The organism is Novosphingobium sp. ERN07 (genome assembly GCF_012641335.1).
Classification (GTDB): Bacteria; Pseudomonadota; Alphaproteobacteria; order Sphingomonadales; family Sphingomonadaceae; genus Novosphingobium.
In genome coordinates this window covers 1-15,921 of sequence record NZ_JABAID010000017.1, presented here as the reverse complement: position 1 = coordinate 15,921, position 15,921 = coordinate 1, and the positions used below count along the sequence as shown (strand labels likewise).

The 15,921-nt window shown below is 64.5% G+C and carries 15 protein-coding genes and 1 tRNA gene; 5 read left to right on the top strand and 11 right to left on the bottom strand.

Annotation, left to right across the window (positions count from 1 at the left end; translation table 11 throughout):
* Positions 1-136 precede the first annotated feature (136 nt).
* Both HGI47_RS17425 and HGI47_RS17420 read left to right on the top strand, forming a co-directional pair.
* Positions 137-1,057, top strand: a complete 921-nt coding sequence (locus HGI47_RS17425) for an SDR family NAD(P)-dependent oxidoreductase (RefSeq protein ID WP_168854049.1) — start codon at positions 137-139, stop codon at positions 1,055-1,057.
* Entirely contained in the window at positions 1,054-1,974 is a 921-nt protein-coding gene (locus tag HGI47_RS17420; RefSeq protein WP_168854048.1) for an SDR family NAD(P)-dependent oxidoreductase, read from the top strand. The genes HGI47_RS17425 and HGI47_RS17420 overlap by 4 nt, the downstream gene beginning before the upstream one ends.
* A gap of 60 nt (positions 1,975-2,034) precedes the next feature.
* Here HGI47_RS17420 and HGI47_RS17415 read toward each other — a convergent pair whose 3' ends face one another.
* Positions 2,035-3,204: an amino acid aminotransferase gene (locus tag HGI47_RS17415; protein ID WP_168854047.1), complete on the bottom strand. Its 1,170-nt coding sequence runs from the start codon at positions 3,202-3,204 to the stop codon at positions 2,035-2,037.
* 129 nt (positions 3,205-3,333) lie between these two features.
* The gene (locus tag HGI47_RS17410) at positions 3,334-4,131 is read right to left on the bottom strand and encodes a DUF1134 domain-containing protein (RefSeq protein ID WP_168854046.1); all 798 of its coding nucleotides are present in this window, start codon (positions 4,129-4,131) and stop codon (positions 3,334-3,336) included.
* Between the two features lie 241 nt (positions 4,132-4,372).
* Here HGI47_RS17410 and HGI47_RS17405 point away from each other — a divergent pair.
* Positions 4,373-4,465: transfer RNA gene (locus HGI47_RS17405), tRNA-Ser, on the top strand.
* A gap of 158 nt (positions 4,466-4,623) precedes the next feature.
* Complete coding sequence (locus HGI47_RS17400; RefSeq protein ID WP_125956706.1) at positions 4,624-5,910, top strand: integrase arm-type DNA-binding domain-containing protein; 1,287 nt, start codon at positions 4,624-4,626, stop codon at positions 5,908-5,910.
* Between the two features lie 13 nt (positions 5,911-5,923).
* Here HGI47_RS17400 and mobF read toward each other — a convergent pair whose 3' ends face one another.
* The 9 genes from mobF to HGI47_RS17355 form a co-directional block, all read right to left on the bottom strand.
* Complete coding sequence (gene mobF, locus HGI47_RS17395; RefSeq protein WP_168854045.1) at positions 5,924-8,845, bottom strand: MobF family relaxase; 2,922 nt, start codon at positions 8,843-8,845, stop codon at positions 5,924-5,926.
* A 3-nt stretch (positions 8,846-8,848) separates the two neighbouring features.
* Positions 8,849-9,154: a hypothetical protein gene (locus tag HGI47_RS17390; protein ID WP_125956710.1), complete on the bottom strand. Its 306-nt coding sequence runs from the start codon at positions 9,152-9,154 to the stop codon at positions 8,849-8,851.
* A 573-nt stretch (positions 9,155-9,727) separates the two neighbouring features.
* Entirely contained in the window at positions 9,728-10,096 is a 369-nt protein-coding gene (locus HGI47_RS17385) for a single-stranded DNA-binding protein (protein WP_125956713.1), read from the bottom strand.
* Positions 10,097-10,531: 435 nt separating this feature from the next.
* Entirely contained in the window at positions 10,532-11,089 is a 558-nt protein-coding gene (locus HGI47_RS17380) for a phosphohydrolase (protein ID WP_125956715.1), read from the bottom strand.
* Positions 11,090-11,150: 61 nt separating this feature from the next.
* Complete coding sequence (locus tag HGI47_RS17375; protein ID WP_168854044.1) at positions 11,151-12,302, bottom strand: L-dopachrome tautomerase-related protein; 1,152 nt, start codon at positions 12,300-12,302, stop codon at positions 11,151-11,153.
* On the bottom strand, positions 12,299-13,405 hold the full coding sequence (locus HGI47_RS17370; RefSeq protein WP_199558168.1) for an NADH:flavin oxidoreductase/NADH oxidase: 1,107 nt from the start codon (positions 13,403-13,405) through the stop codon (positions 12,299-12,301). The genes HGI47_RS17375 and HGI47_RS17370 overlap by 4 nt, the downstream gene beginning before the upstream one ends.
* Positions 13,405-13,860, bottom strand: coding sequence for a VOC family protein (locus tag HGI47_RS17365; RefSeq protein ID WP_206066265.1), 456 nt, complete (start codon positions 13,858-13,860; stop codon positions 13,405-13,407). Before HGI47_RS17365 ends, HGI47_RS17370 begins: the two co-directional genes overlap by 1 nt.
* A gap of 2 nt (positions 13,861-13,862) precedes the next feature.
* Positions 13,863-14,558, bottom strand: a complete 696-nt coding sequence (locus tag HGI47_RS17360) for a type 1 glutamine amidotransferase domain-containing protein (RefSeq protein WP_125956725.1) — start codon at positions 14,556-14,558, stop codon at positions 13,863-13,865.
* Positions 14,559-14,560: 2 nt separating this feature from the next.
* The gene (locus tag HGI47_RS17355; protein WP_125956727.1) at positions 14,561-14,671 is read right to left on the bottom strand and encodes a twin-arginine translocation signal domain-containing protein; all 111 of its coding nucleotides are present in this window, start codon (positions 14,669-14,671) and stop codon (positions 14,561-14,563) included.
* Between the two features lie 96 nt (positions 14,672-14,767).
* Here HGI47_RS17355 and HGI47_RS17350 point away from each other — a divergent pair, with 96 nt between their 5' ends.
* Positions 14,768-15,646 (top strand): LysR family transcriptional regulator, encoded by an 879-nt coding sequence (locus tag HGI47_RS17350; RefSeq protein WP_125956729.1) that lies wholly within the window; start codon positions 14,768-14,770, stop codon positions 15,644-15,646.
* The last annotated feature ends 275 nt before the right edge of the window (positions 15,647-15,921 follow it).

Sequence of the window (15,921 nt, the reverse complement as noted above, 5' to 3'; positions counted from 1 at the left end):
GCTTTGGCGGTGCATTTCGATGCGGCGATATTGTTAGTCTTGCATACAATTCCTTGCTGGTGAATACACAAGGTGAAAAATGATTCCCGACCGGTGCTCCAACCGCCGCCGGGCACAAACCTTGAGGAGAGGATGAATGCAAAATCTGCCAGGCAAGACTGCGTTCGTAACGGGCGGCGCCAGCGGCATCGGGCTTGGCATCGCCAAGGCTCTGCTGGGCGCGGGCATGAACGTGACCATTGCCGACATCCGTCAGGACCACCTCGATTCGGCGGTCGCGGAACTGGACGGAGGGGACCGCGTGCTGGCGGTAAAGCTGGACGTGACCAACCGCACGCAGTTTGCCGAAGTGGCCGATACGGTTGAGGCGAAGTTCGGCAAGATCCACATCCTCGTCAACAACGCTGGCGTTGCCGTTGTCGGACCGACCGAGCTTGCCACCTATGCTGACTGGGACTGGGTCATGGGCGTAAACGTGGGCGGCGCGATCAACGGCATCGTGACGATGCTCCCGCGCATTCTGGCGCACGGCGAAGGCGGCCATATCGTCTGCACCGCCTCCATGAGCGCGCTGGTGCCGGTCGGCATGACCACCATCTATTCATCTGGCAAAGCTGCCGTCACATCGATGATGGAATGCATGCGCCCCGAACTCGAATCGCGCGGCGTGATCTGCAGCGCGTTTTGCCCCGGTGCAGTGCAATCGAACATTGCAGATGCCGCCAAGACGCGTCCTGCGGACCTCGCCGACACCGGCTATGCCGAAGCGGACAAGCGCCGCGCCGCTGGTGGCAATTTCATGCATTTGTACCAGACCAAAGAGCAGGTCGGCGAGCGCGTGCTGGAAGGCATTCTCAACGACGAACTCTATATTCTAACCCACGCCGAATTCCTCGCCGGGGTCAGAGAGCGGGGTGAAGCAACAACTGCAGCGGTGCAGACCCACCTGCCCGAAAACCCCGAATACAAGCAGACCTTCGCCATGCTCTTCCGCAACCCGGCGATCACTGACGAAATCGCCCGTCAGGCAAAACTCAAGGAGGGGCGCGGCGCATGAAGGATTTCGCAGGCCGCACCGCCTTTGTGACAGGCGGTGCCAACGGCGTCGGCATTGGCCTTGTGCGGCAGCTCCTCAATGAAGGCTGCAAGGTCGCCATTGCGGATATCCGGCAGGATTCGATCAACAAGGCGCTTGCCGCGCTCGACAATCGGGAAGTTATGGGCGTCCAACTGGACGTGGCCAACCGCGATGGCTTCAAGGCGGCTGCGGATGAAGTCGAAGCCAAATTCGGCCCCGTATCGATCCTGTGCAACAACGCAGGCGTGAACCTGTTCCAGCCCATCGAGGAATCATCCTACGATGACTGGGACTGGCTAATGGGCGTCAACCTGCACGGCGTGATCAACGGGGTGATGACCTTCGTGCCGCGCATGGTCGAACGGGTGAAAGCGGGCGAGCAGAAGGGCGGTCACGTTGTGAACACCGCCTCGATGGCCGCATTCCTCGCCGCAGGTAGCCCCGGCATCTACAACACCACAAAGTTCGCGGTGCGCGGGCTTTCGGAATCGCTGCACTATTCGCTGCTGAAATATCAGATCGGCGTTTCGGTACTCTGCCCCGGCCTAGTCAAAAGCTATATCTATGCCAGTGACGATGTGCGCCCCGATGCCCTGAAGGGCGCAATGAAGCCGGTCGACCCTACCGCTGTCGAACGGCTGCAGGGCCTTCACGAGTTTGGCATGGAGCCAGACGTCATCGGCGCGCGCGTGATCGAAGCGATGAAGGCCAATCGCCTCCATATCTTCTCGCACTCTGACCATAAGGAAGAAGTGCGCGAGATCTTTGACGAGATCATCGCGGAATATCAGGATTATCCCAAAGACCCCGGCTTTGATCAGCGCGTGGCCTTCGAAAAGTTCCGCGCAGACAGCTTTGCCGAAACCAGGCGGCAATCACGCGCGGCAGATTTTTGATCACAAACGAAAGGGGCGGAGCCGCAAGGCCCCGCCCTTTCTCTCTCAGGTCTCGCTGTCTCAGGCAACGTCGCGCAGCGCCTCGACGAACTTGTCGATATTGCCCGTGGTCAGCCCGGCAATGTTGATGCGGCCCGAACCTGCCATGTAAACGCCGTGCTTTTCGCGGATCGCAAGGATCTGTTCGCCATTCAGCGGCAGCATCGAGAACAGGCCATTTTGAACGCCCAGTCGTGCCATGTCGATTGGCCCCACCTGTTTTGCCGCTGCAAGGCGATCACGCACCCAACGCATCCGGTCGCGCATCTCGTCCAGCTCGGCCAGCCACATCGCGGTCAGATCGGCATCCTCAAGGATCAGACGCACCGCAGCCGCACCATGATCGGGCGGCATCGACCACGATGCGCGCGCAATCGTCGCACCATTGGCCATTGCATTGGCCAGCGCGGTCGCATCCGATGTGACTGCGTAGAACGCACCGACGCGGTCACGGTAAAGACCAAAGTTCTTGTCGCACGAATAGGCAACAAGCGCTTCGGGCACGACCGACAGCACCTTGCGCAAGCCATAGGCATCGGCTTCCATGCCCGCACCAAGGCCCTGATAGGCAAGATCGAGCAACGGCAAAACCTGGCGTTCCACCAGCAACGGGGCAATCTCGTCCCACTGCGCTTGCGTGTAGTCCACGCCGGTCGGGTTGTGGCAGCAGCCATGTAGCAACACGGCATCGCCGGGTTCGGCCTGCGCCAGCGCGGCCTTCAGCGCATCGAGATCGGCAAGGCCATCGGCAGTCATGTGGCTGAACGTCTTCAGTTCAACACCCACCGCTGCGATGATCTGCGCGTGGTTGGGCCACGAAGGCGTGCCCATCCACACCCGCTTCACGCCAGAACGCTTGGCCACTTCCACAGCCAGACGCACGGCGCCAGTGCCGCCGGGAGCCTGCATCCCTTCAACCTTCGAACGATCAAAGTCCGCACCGAAAACATAGGGGATCAGCGCGTGGACAAAGCCCATGTCGCCTTCTGGGCCAAGGTAGGCCTTCGAATCCTGATCCGCCAGCAGCTTGGCCTCGGCGGCCTTGATCGCCTCGAACACCGGCGTATCGCCGTCCGACGTGCGGTAAACGCCCACGCCAAGGTCGATCTTGTCAGCGCGCGGATCGGCGTTGTGGAGCTTGATCAGCGCCAGCAACGCATCGGCGGGCTGGGCGGCAAGATTTTCGAGCATGGTTCGCAGGCCTCTTTCACGGGGAGCAAATTGCGGCGGCTCCATGCCGCCGGAAACCCGCCGGGGCAACCCCGCATTTCAATAATAAGGTATGCGCACCCAAATTCGTTCAGAAGTTGCCGCAAAGCCTCAGAACGGGAACCACTTCTGCTTCTTGGAAAACTTCATGTAGCCACCATTGATGCCCAGCCGCAGCCCAGCGCCCGAACGCACCGGAATCAGCACCTTGTCGCCCTTGCGCACATAGCTGACATGGAACCCGCCGATCAGATAGGCCTGCCCCTCACCCGCAGCGAAACGGGTATACAGCTCTTCGCTGTCATAAAGGTTGTAGACCAGCACGAAGGTGCTTGCCGCATTTGCCCCCGCATCGAAACCGATGGAAGGGCCGGTCCAATAGACCGGACGCTCGCCCTCCACCTTGTGGTGCAGCGTGCCCGAACCATAACGCAGGCCAACGACAAGCGCGCCGCCTGCCTCGCGCCCGACGATATAGGCATTGGGTTCGCCCTGCTTCTTCAGCAAGTCCTTGATCAGATCGGCCAGCCCCGCCGCGCCTTTGCCAAACACGCCTTCGGCGGCACCGATCAGGTCATCCTCCTTATACGAACCATTCGCACCCGCCGCCGCCGTGGCAGCCTGCGCCGGCGGTATCCCCTGCGATGGAGCGGGTGTGGATGAGGCTGGCGGAACATAGGCTTCCGTTGCAGACGGCGTTTCAGCCGGAAGCGCAGGCAGCATCCCGACCTCGGAACCCGCAGGCGTTGCAGCCGGTTGGGCTGGCGTTGTGCCTGGAGCAACCAGATCACCATCGATCACCGCATTGGGATCGACCGTTTCCACCTGCGCCGCCACCGGACTGCCAATCAAGGCCAGAATAGCGGCCACGGCGGGCGCGAGCACCCTGATCTTCAAGCGATTCGTCATTTTCGCGTCCATCCCGTCAGATCGCGCCCGTCATCCACTCCACCGGGAGAAACGGCACGGTCCCCTGCGTTTTCACCTGAATCCAAGGCTGGCCTCATCACAATGAACGGGCGATGAGCCGAGTCAGAAATGCGCCCAAGCGCCGGTTTCAGGGAATTTTGCCGCCTTGCGATTTTTTGCCAAACCAGCCCTTGCCGCCCCCAACAACCCTCGTTATAGCGCCCCCTCGCCGCTGCGATCCGGAGACGTGGGTGAGTGGCTGAAACCAACGGTTTGCTAAACCGTCGTACTGGTAAATCCGGTACCGAGGGTTCGAATCCCTCCGTCTCCGCCACCTTATGATCTGCAAGGCTCCCCTAAAGTCCTATTTTCCTTGCGTTTTGGGCGTTTTGCGGTCAGTATTGTTCCTGATTTGTTTCGATCAATCCCGATGCATCCGCACCCATCCGGGGGCGTTTGTGGGGGCACTGAATCGCACATCCGGGGGCATCCATGCTCACAGAACTCGCCATCAAGAATGCCAAGGCCAGGGACAAGGATTACAAGCTCGCCGATTCCGAGGGCCTCTACCTCTATGTGACCAAGTCCGGCCATCGCAGCTGGCGCTTGAAGTACCGGTTTGCCGGCAAGGAACGGCGGCTCGTTCTGGGCAGCTACCCCGATCTGCCCCTGAAGGCGGCGCGTGACCGGAAGATCGAAGCACGCAAGATGCTGGCCGAAGGCCGCGATCCCGGGCTTGAGGCGCAAAAGGCCAAGGTCGAGCGCGCGGTGGCGGCCGGCAACACCTTCGAGGCGCTGGCGCGGGGCTGGTATGATCTACAGGAGAGCCGCTGGACGCGGGTCCATGCGGGCGATGTCATTGGCAGCCTCGAGAAGGAGGTGTTCCCCTGGATCGGCAAGCTACCCATCCGCGAGATCGATGAGCCGCTGGTGCTGTCGGTCTTGCGCAAGATCGAGCAGCGCGGCGCGATCGAGACCGCGCACCGGGTGCGCCAGCGGATCTCGGCGGTGTTTGTCCATGCGATCGCCGAGGGCGCAGCAGCCCGCGATCCGGCGGGCGTGGTGACCAAGGCGCTGAGGCCCGTGCCGCGCGCCCGCAAGCGCCCGGCGCTGGTCTCGCTCGAGGCCCTGCATGATATGATCCGCAAGACCGAGGCCGAGCCGGCCTCACCGCTGACCAAGCTTGCCTCGCGCTTCCTGGCGCTGACCGCCCAGCGCCCCGGGATGATTCGCGCGCTGCCCTGGACCGAGATCGAGCACGTGGACTGGACCAGCGAGGCGCCCTGCTCCGATGCGCTATGGCGGGTGCCTGCCACCCGGATGAAGCTGATGCTTGAGCTCAAGCACGACGAAGGCTTCGAGCACCTGGTGCCGCTGTCGGCCGAGGCCGTGGCCGTACTCCGCGCGGTGCGTGCGCTGACCGGACGCGGGCCGCTCGTGTTCCCCAGCAACCGCAATGCGCGGGTGCCGATGAGCGAGAACACACTGAGCTACTTCTACAACCGCTGCGGCTATCAGGGCCGCCACGTGCCGCATGGCTGGCGGGCCTCGTTCTCGACCATCATGAACGAATGGGCCGAGCGCGGCGGTACGCCGGGGGATCGCCATGTCATCGACCTGATGCTGGCGCATATCCCGGAGGGCATCTCGGGCTCGGAAGGCGCCTACAACCGCGCTGCCTACCTCACGCGGCGCCGGGAGATCGCGGAAGCGTGGGGCGCGATGCTGCTGGGGATCTTTCCGGCGCCAGCGAAGATGCTCGGCTGGCCCAGCCGTTAGGACGGACCTTGCGTCACAGTCCGATCTCGAAAGGCTTCACGCGCTCGATCGTGCGTTCCAACTCGGTATGCCGCTCTGGCTCCGCCGCCTTGCCGGCAGCCTGGCCCTTGGCAGCCGCCGCACCCAGCCGCTGGGTTACCTCCAGCGCCGAGGTCTTGTCCCCGGGATTGCGACCGATGCCGACCTCGACCTGGTCGCGGTTGTCCACGATCAGGGTGAGCTCGTCACGCAGGCGGGTGATGGTCACGAGGAAGTTGCGGGCGGAGAGCAGCTTCCTGGCTCGGCTGTCCATCACCGCGATGCCTTTGTCGCTGGTCAGTCCCTGCGCCATGTGGGCATTGAGCGCATAGGCAAGGTCAATCCGTTGCAGCATCGGATCATCGGACTTGAGTGCATGCTCCAAGCCGCTCGATGTTCGCACGGTCACCCCCTCCTGCGTGATGGCCGCGATGGTCGCCCGGTCGGCATTGATCAGCCCGCGCTGGTGATCGTTGGCGGTCCAGCGGATGGTGTCGCCGGTGTAGAGCGTGAGGGGCTTGCGTTCGTGCAGCTGGATGGCCTGATTGTCTCCGGTGGTGCCAAGACGTGAGGGCGTGAAGGTATGGCTGCGGCCATGGGCGTCCCGCAGCGTTACCTGCCCCTTGCCCGCGTCCACCTGGACAATGTCATACCGCCCTTTGCCAAGGTGCTGGCGCGTCTGCCGGGTAGTCAGCTCCAGCACCATGCCCGGCTCGTAGGTTGCGGTTTGGCGCAGCTCCTCGCGCGTGCCATTGACCCGCGAGAGGACCGTGAGATTGCGGCTCTCCGGACCGATCTCGCCGTTGGTGGCAAGGCCGGTCTGCACCGCCCGGTTCACCTCATCGCGCAGCTGCCGGCCCGAGACGTAGATCCCGGTCCGCTCGCGCTCGGCCGGCGACAGCGAGAGCCAGCGCTCGGCGGCAACCACCGCGCCGTTCTCGCTGACCTCGACGATGTGGTCCTTGAGATGCTCTATGGCCTCGCCCGTGCGGCCCTGCTGCGCCGCCGCCTGGGCCCGCCGCAAGGTCTCCGAGCGCGCCCTGAGGTTGGTCTCCATCCGGGCGGTCTCGGTGCCGGCCGCGAGCGCCAGGGCAAAGGGCTTGCCCGCCTCGACCGCGCCCAGTTGCTTCGGGTCACCCATCAGCACCAGCCGATCGACCTCAAGCAGGTTGGCGAGCCGGACCAGCCGGTCAGAATCGCGAGTCGAGACCATCGAGGCCTCGTCGAGGACCAGCACGGTATCGCGATAGGCTGACCGCGCTGCCGCCAGCTCGGCCTTGCTCGCGGCCCCCTCAAGGAGCCCCCGATGCTGTCCCAGGAAGCGGTGCAAGGTCATCGAGGGAATGCCGGTCTCGCGTTCCAGCATGCGCACCAAGGTGTTCTGCACGCCGAGCCCCACGACCTGCTTGCCGTGCTCGCCGAGGATCTGCGCGACGGGGCGCAGCAGACTCGATTTGCCGGCGCCGGCCACGCCCTGCACGGCGACCACGCGGTTGGCCGAGGAGAGGATCATGCGCCCGGCGGCTTCCTGCCCGGGGTTGAGCGTCATGCCGAAGTTGAGGTTGGCCGACGCCTGCAATTGCGCCCCTGCCGCTTCACTCGACTGGATCGGGGGAACTGCGCCTTTGCCCCGCTCGATCTCGGCCAGCAGGCGGGCCTCCAGTGCTGCAGCTTCGGTCGTGGTGAGCCAGCCCTGCATAGCCCCACGCCCTTTGCTGAGCGCTCCCTGATCGGCCAGCTGCGCGATGCGTTTCTCGATCAGCGGCATGGTCGTGGGCAGGCCGAAGTCGAGCGCCGCTTTGGCGAGGTCAGTCGCCTTGAACGCGGCCTCCCGCTCCGACAGGTGCCGCACGGCGGAGGCCACGGCATGGGCCGCGGCGATCTCCTGCGCGGGCCGCAGATGGATGCGTGCAGGGACCAGGGGATCGCCCGCCTTGATCCCCAGACGCTCGGCCAGTTCGAGGACCATGACCCTGCCGCGCTGGGCGATCGTGGGGCGGTCCTGTTCCTGCCGCTGCGCGGCAATCGCCATGACGGCCGACCGCTCGCGGGCATCGCGCACCATGCCGACAAGATCCATGCCCATGCCCCAGCACTGCTCCTCCCAGCGGGACAGCAAGGCGCCGCGATCGACATCGTGCGGCTTGGCCGAGCGCGTCGCCAAGGTCGCGATCAGCCCCGCCTCGAGCCCGCTGCCGCGCCGCGCTTCGAGCACCTCCTGCCGCCGCGTCGAGAAGGCCATGACCGCCTCGCGGCTGATCCCGGCGGCTTCGAAGTTGCCATGCTTGCCGACCGCCCCAATGCGGTAGCCGAGCTTCTCCACCTCGACCCGGAAGCGCGCCATGGTCATGGCGTTGAGCAGGGTATTGAGCTGCCACAGCCGGTCATTGCGCAGCGCCTTCCAGGTCCCGTCAGGAGCCTGGGTCATGTTGGCGACCACGGCGTGGAAGTGGAGATTGGGCTCCTGGTTGCGGTTGGTGTCGTGCTGGAACAGGGCCACGGTCAGGTTGTCGGTTTGGACCTGGCGTTCCTTGCCGGCTCGCTCGACGCGCAAGAACGCCGCGTTCTTCTCTGCCCACTTCAGCGTCTCGATCACCGCTTCCCGGTACGCCGAGATGATGCGCTCGTCCTTGCCGACGAGAGCCAGCAGCGACCAGCTTTTGGGGAGCGAGAAGGTGAGATCGGTGCCCGCACGGTGGTCCGCTCCTTCGCGCCCGATCCGCCCGCCACCGGGCAGCTCACCGCGCAGGATCGCCTCGAAGGCCCGGGCTTCGACCGTCCCTGACAGGCCCAGCCGTTCGGCCCCCTTGCCAACCCATAACCCGGACCGATCGGCGTCGGCGCGGGCGTAGTAATTGTCCTTGGCAAAGTAGCTGGCGGCCCCGCCCGCCGAGCGCACATTGGCGAGCGACAGCATGGCTCATGCTCCCCGCTTGGGCTGAGCAATGCGCTCCCGGTACTCGCGCAGCCGCTTGCCGTGCGCGACATGGATCCGGGCGCGCAGGTCCTTGTCTGGCTGGGCGGTCAGCAGCCCGTCGAGCGCGGTTGACGTGAACAACAGGTGGGACATGATCCGGTCCCGGAACGCCGCCTCATCCTGCCCTTCGACCACCCCGTTCACGGCCAGCTTCAGCCATTGGCTGACGCTCATCTGAGCCGCATCGGCGGCGGCCTTCACCGCCCTGTAGAGCGGCTCATCGACATAGCATTGCAGCGCAAAACGCATGGGTTCCAACTCAGGTCGGCCGCCCCCATCGGCCAGAAACCCCTCCGGACGAGACATCAGGCTAAGGTCACGGCCGGTCTGTAGGAAAGTTCTTTTTATCGGCGCATTATCAAAGTGTTGGCGTAATCCAAGTCAGATCTGACTTACGCTAGCAAGCCTGACATCAAATGACATCACGCGGGCACATAGCGCCTTGCGCCACGGTAAGGGGCCGATTTGCGCCATTTCCCAGCACCGGGCTCCCGGGTACGGTGTGCCTGAATCTGTTCCCAACTTGGACACGTATTGTTCTAGAAATTGCTGCTCGTGTATTAGGGAAAAATGAGCCTCAATCCCGCAGGATACCTAGCCTATCTGGCGTCTGAGAGAAACCCCGGGCAGTTGCAATAGTTGAGCGATGTTCCGCACTATGGAAGCAAATAGCCATTTTGAACGCGCGAACTCCACCCTGCGGAGGTCGCTCATTTCCGCGCTTGTGAGCGGCGGATCCCTGGGCCGGTTAGCATGCAAAAGGCCCGGATCGGCAACCGCCGATCCGGGCCTTTTGAAGCAAGCTGTCCGGTGACTGCGGCGCTACTTCGAGCGCCGCTTCTTCGGTTCTTCGCTGCTGGATTCCTTGGCACTGGCGAGGAAGTCGACCTGTTCGGCGATGATCTCGCAGCCATAACGGGTCTGGCCTTCGCTGTCGGTCCAGCGCGAGTAGTGGATGCGGCCAGTGACCATGACCATCGCGCCCTTGGTGACGTGCTCGGCGACGCATTTGCCGACGCCGTTGAAGCAGGTGATCCGGTGCCATTCGGTCTCGGTCTGGCGGTTGCCTTCGCTATCCTTGAAGCTGCGTGTGGTGGCGAGTGAGAGGTTGGTTATGGCGGCGCCCGACTGGGCGGTGCGGACTTCCGGAGTGTTGCCGACGAAGCCGACGAGAGTGACGGTGTTCTTCATGATGCTGACCTTTCGAAGCTGCTCTTCCGTCCAAGGGACCAACCTTTGACTGAGCCCCGAAAAGGCCGGGCGCGGTCAGGTCTGCACCGAACGCAGAGAGGGAAGCGTCGCTCGAAGGAGTGGTGCGGGCAGGCATGCGCAGCATGACAACACGGTCCGCATGAGCGCACGTTGCAGTGCCTGGCCGGGTTCGGTCAGGGGCACGGATTAGTCATGAAAGGGGATGGAGCTTTGGGCGGGGATTGCTGCGATTGGTTGACCAGTGACGGAGCGCACTACGACTGGATCGCCAACATTGCTGTCATTCCCGGCGACAGATGTTGTCGTTGAAAGCTGCCGTTCGATTGCGGGCTAATATTTGGCGGAAAGTGTGCCGCCAGCGGACATTCGCCTTTTAATCAGCAACTGAGATATTCTGCCTTTACACCCTTACGGTCAAATCCTGTAGACACGAGAGAGCACACGCCAAAGACCCGCTACCCGGTTGCCATGGCGCAAATCCTTGGCGAGGCGCATCAGGACCTCCGGGAAGCCCAATACGGGGATTGCCTCCTCTATGGCGGCCACCTGTTTACGGGGAACGCCATGCCGGACCATACCCATGCTTGCGTCGATCCAGTCCGCCTTGCGCGCGGCGTTCACGATCTCGGCGTCTGGCCCTGCGAACGATAGCAGCTTGTGATGCCAGTGAATGATGTTGGCGACGAGCGTGGGATCGAGATGTGGCGCGTGCTGGGCTCGCACGCGCTCGGCCGCTGCTTCCGACGGCTCAAGATAAGCCAATTCGTGGTCGGTCCACATGCCCACGTCATGGAACACCAGTGCGAAGGCGATGTGTTTGCGTCCCCTCGGATCGTCGCCGAGGAAGTGTGCTGCGTAGCTCAACACCCGGTATATGTGGTTGCGGTATGCGGCAAAGTCTGCGCCGAGCGCCTCGGCGATGAACGGCAGAAACCGCTCAACCGTCGGGTCAGAGACAATGGGCTCAGCCATAGAAGGTCTCCATTGGGAACGCCGGGCAGGCGCGATGTCGAGCCTACCCGGCCTGATGGGATCATTGTGAGCGCAAGAGGATGGGCCCGGCGCCCACCCGGATGCGGAGCAGCTCGTAAGGCTTGCGGCGCAAATCCCGCCCGCCATGGAAGCCGGGCTGGCGGTGGAGCTGGTTGGCGGTGAAGTAGAGGTAGCCGTCCGTGCCGATCGACAGCGTGTCGGGCCAGCTGATGCGCGGGTCGCTGATCAGTGTCGACCAGCGGCCCTGGTCGAGCACGCGGATCGCGTTGTTCTCGTAATCGCCGGCGAACACGCGGCCCTTGTCGTCCTCGGCTATCCCGTCCGAGGCGCCTTTGCGCCCCAGGCTGCGGACCGCGCGGCCCAGTTCTTCCTCCGACACCGCGGGATCGCGCAGCAGGTCGGTGGGCACCGCATGCAGCGTGCGGCCCGACAGCGGCCCGTAGTAGAGCAGGCTGCCGTCGGGGCTGAGCGCAATCGCGTCGCTGGCGATCGCGACTGGCGTCGCGGGGCCGACGGCCGGGCGGTTCATCAGCGCCGCGCCGTCGACGACCGGGCTGAAGCCGGGCTCGGGGTTGGTCGTCGCATGGTTCGACAGGCGCCGGATCGCACGCCCGCTGGCGATATCGACGACGATGATGCCGCCGACACCGGCATTGCTGCTGTCGGTGATGTAGGCGACGCCTTCGGCGCCCTGACGCAGATCGAAGCGCACGTCATTGAGGTAGGTCGTGGGCAGCACCACGCTGGCCGGCAGGACGATCGTCTTCACCACGCGGTTGGTCGCGAGATCGATCGCCACCAGCTTTGCCCCGCCGGCCTGCGGCTGAGAGAATTTGGGGGCCGCCGTGTCGAGCACCCAGAGGCGGTTGGCGCCATCGGCCACCACGCTCTGCACCGAGATAAAGTGCCCCGCCGGGTCGGCCGGATCGCGCCGGTTGGTCGCGGCGTCGGGATAGGGCACCGCCTTGCCGTCGACCAGCTCGGCAACCGTGAACGGCGCGTTGTCGCCCCATTGCGGGAAGTTTACGAAGATACGCCCGTTGGGGGCGACGGTCACGCCAGTCGGCATCGCGCCATCGAAGGTCGCGACCTGTTCGATCTGGGGCGCGGATGCACCCTCGCGGGTCGCCGCGCAGGCGGCGAGCGAGAGGGCAGCGCCGGCGGCAAGAAGCAGTTTGGCGGAGGTCTTCATAGAGTCATTTCCTTGAGAACGCGGCCCGCCTCGTGGGGTTCGGACCGGAGATATTGCGGGGGCGCGTGGACCGAAGCGCCGAGCGCGGCGGCGGCGTGCCAGGGCCAGCGCGGATCCCACAACGCAGCGCGGGCTATCGCTATGGCGTCGGCATGGCCGTTTTCGAGGATGCGCTCCGCCTGATGCGGATCGGTAATCAGGCCGACCGCTACGACAGGCATCGCGACCGCTTCCTTGACCGTCCGGGCCAGCGGCACCTGATAGCCGGGGCCGACCGGGATCTGCTGGCGCGGGTCGAGGCCGCCGCTGGAGACGTGGATCGCCGAACAACAGCGCCGCTCCAGCTCCTGCGCAAAGCGCGCAGTTTCCTCCGCCGTCCAGCCGCCTTCGACCCAATCGGTCCCCGAAACGCGAACGGTAACCGGGCGGTCGGCGGGAAACGCCTCGCGCACGGCATCGAACACTTCGAGCGGGAACCGCATCCGGTTGTCGAGGCTGCCGCCGTATGCATCGCCGCGCCGGTTGGAGATCGGAGAAAGAAACTCGTGGAGCAGGTAGCCATGCGCCGCGTGGATCTGGACGGCATCGATGCCCAGCCTGCTGGCGCGGCGGGCGGCATCGGCGAAGGCTTCGCGGATGCGGGCAAGCCCTGCCGTGTCCAGTTCGACAGGGGGATGGTCGTCCGGCGCGAAGGGAACGGCGCTCGGTGACACGGTCTGCCAGCCGTTCTGCGCATCGGGGGCGATCTGCGCTCCGCCGTGCCACGGCTTGGCGCAGCTCGCCTTGCGGCCGGCATGAGCCAGCTGGATGACGAGCGGCATGTCCGACCACCGGCGCACACCTTCGAGAACGCTTCGCATCGCCGCTTCGGTTCGGTCATCGTACAGGCCGACGTCACCGTAGGTGATGCGCCCTTCCGGGCTGACCGCGGTCGCCTCGATCGTCAGCGCGCCCGCGCCCGACAGCGCCAACTGGCCGAGATGCATCCGGTGCCAGTCGGTCATCGCGCCATCCTCGGCCGAATACTGGCACATCGGCGCGATGACGATGCGGTTGGCGAGCCGCAGCCCGCCAACCTCGATCGGTTCAAACAATTTCGGCATCACCATTCGCCCGTGTTGGGCATGGAGGCCCAGGGTTCGGCCGGGGCCTTGTGTTCGCCCTTCTGGAGCAGTTCGATGGAGATCCCGTCCGGCGAGCGGACGAACGCCATGTGGCCGTCGCGCGGGGGGCGATTGATCGTCACGCCGCCCGCCTGCAACCGCGCGCAGGTTTCGTAAATGTCTTCGACCCGGTAGGCGAGATGGCCGAAGTTTCGGCCCCCGGTGTAAGTCTCGGCAGGGCTGCCGTCCTCGGGCGGCCAGTTATACGTCAGCTCGACCTCGGCATCGGCGCGCTGGCATTCACCGGCGAAATCCTCGTCGGCTGCAAGGAAGATCAGCGTGTAACGCCCGGCCTGGTTCTCCATGCGCCGGGTCTCCTTGAGACCCAGCAGCGTGAAGAACCGGACCGCCGCCTCGGGATCGGCGACGCGCAGCATGGTGTGGAGATAGCGCATGATCAGGCGACCTTGTCCTTGAGGGCTTCCATCACGAGCTCCGCGGTGCGGGTAGCGCTGGCGGGGTTCTGGCCGGTCACCAGATTGCCGTCCCGCAGGGCGAAGGGGGCAAAATCCGGTCCGCCCTCGTGCTTGCCGCCAAGTTCCTTGAGACGCGTTTCGAGCAGGAACGGCACGGCCTTGTCGAGACCGACCGCGCGTTCCTCGCTGTCCGTGAAGCCCGCGACACGGCGGCCGGCCACGAAGGGCGTGCCATCGGCCTTCTTCGCCGAAACGAGCCCGGCGGGCCCATGGCAGACGGCGGCGACGATCTTGCCTTCGCGGTCGAAGCGCTCGACCAGGCGCGCCAGCTCGTCGCTACCGGGGTAATCGAACATGGTGCCATGACCGCCCGGCAGGAACAACGCGTCGTAGCCGGCGGGATCGATACTGGTGAATACCGGGGTGCTGGCAACCTCGGCCTTCAGCGCCTCGTCCTTGAGATAGCGTTCTACCGAAGCGTCGTTTTCGCCGTCGGCGTTAACGCTGCGCTGGTCGACGGGGATGGCGCCGCCCTTGATCGAGGCCAGCGTAACCTCGGCGCCGGCATCGCGGAAGGCGTAATACGGGGTGGTAAGTTCCTCGAGCCAGACGCCCGTCGGTTCGGTGCCGGGAATCATGCGGTCGGCGGAGGTGGCTACCATGAGAATGCGGGTCATCGTCAATTGTCCTTTTCCATTGATGTTGGGAAACGAGCAAACGCACCCGACGCAGCCGCACCCGCCACAAAGACAGCGGTGAGGGCTTTCAGCAGTTGGCGGCGATTTTGCATTCGATCGTTCCTTTCGGCGGCTTAGATACGCAGGGAACGGCATCATGAAATCCAGCGGGAATGGCGGACGGCCATAAATCCGCTTATGGAACCGGAATGTCCCTTCTGCAGTTGCGCACCTTCGTCGAAGTCTACCGCCGCCGTTCATTGAGCGAGGCGGCCAGGGCAATCGGCATCACCCAGCCGGCGGCCTCGCAGCACATCGCCTCGCTCGAAGCGCAATTGGGCCGTCCCTTGTTCGATCGCCATTCGCGCGGCGTTCGACCAACAGCCATTGCCGACGATCTCGCTGCTTCGATCGGAAGCAGCCTCGACACGGCGGAATCGGCACTGGCCAGCGCGCGGGCCCGTTCGTCTCGCATTTCGGGCACGGTCCACATCGCCGCGCCGTCGGACCTGCTGGGAGAGATGATCACGCCCCGACTGGCGCCGCTGCTGGATGCGGGGCTGGACCTGCGCCTGCATATCGGCGGACGCGAGGCGCTCTATGCCATGCTGCTCGAAGACAAGGTGCACCTGGCCGTCACCGCCTCGCAACCCGAAGATTCGCGGCTGGCCTTTCATGCGCTGGGCGAAGAGCACCTGCGCGCCGTCGCCTCGCCCGCCGTGGCGGGGCGGATTGCCGAATTGCCGCTTGCCGACGGGCTCAACCGGACGGCGCACCTCGCCTACGATCTCGACCGGCCGCTGCTGCGGTCCTGGCTCGAGGCAAACCAGATCGAGCTTACGAACCAGCCCGCCCTGACCGCGCCCGATTTGAGAGTGTTGCGATCGGGATTGTGCGCGGGTCTCGGCTGGACGGTGCTGCCCGGCTATCTCACCCGCAGCGAACGCGCTACCTGCACGCTGATCGAGATACCCGCCCCGGTCACGGTGCCGCGCAACGCTTTCTACCTCGTCTGGGCACGCTCATCGCTGCGCCACCCGCGCGTGGCCATGGCTCGGGACGCCCTGATCGCTGCACTCCGAATATGATTGTGGCGACGCCTATTAAGCCGGGAGCGCAATGTCGGGTCTGAACCAGTTGAGCGCTAGCTGAACGAATGGCGGCTTTCGGGATCGTCGGCGACAAGGCCGAACGGCCGGATGTGGGGCGCGAAGCAGACGTACCGATTCATCGTCCGGAATGACCGCTATCCGCGAATCACGCCCTAGGCTCAGGACCCATTGATTGGCTGAGGGGGATGTGATTCAGGCTCCGCGAGGAGACTGAGCATGAGCGACCTGTACTGGCTGACGGACGAGCAGAT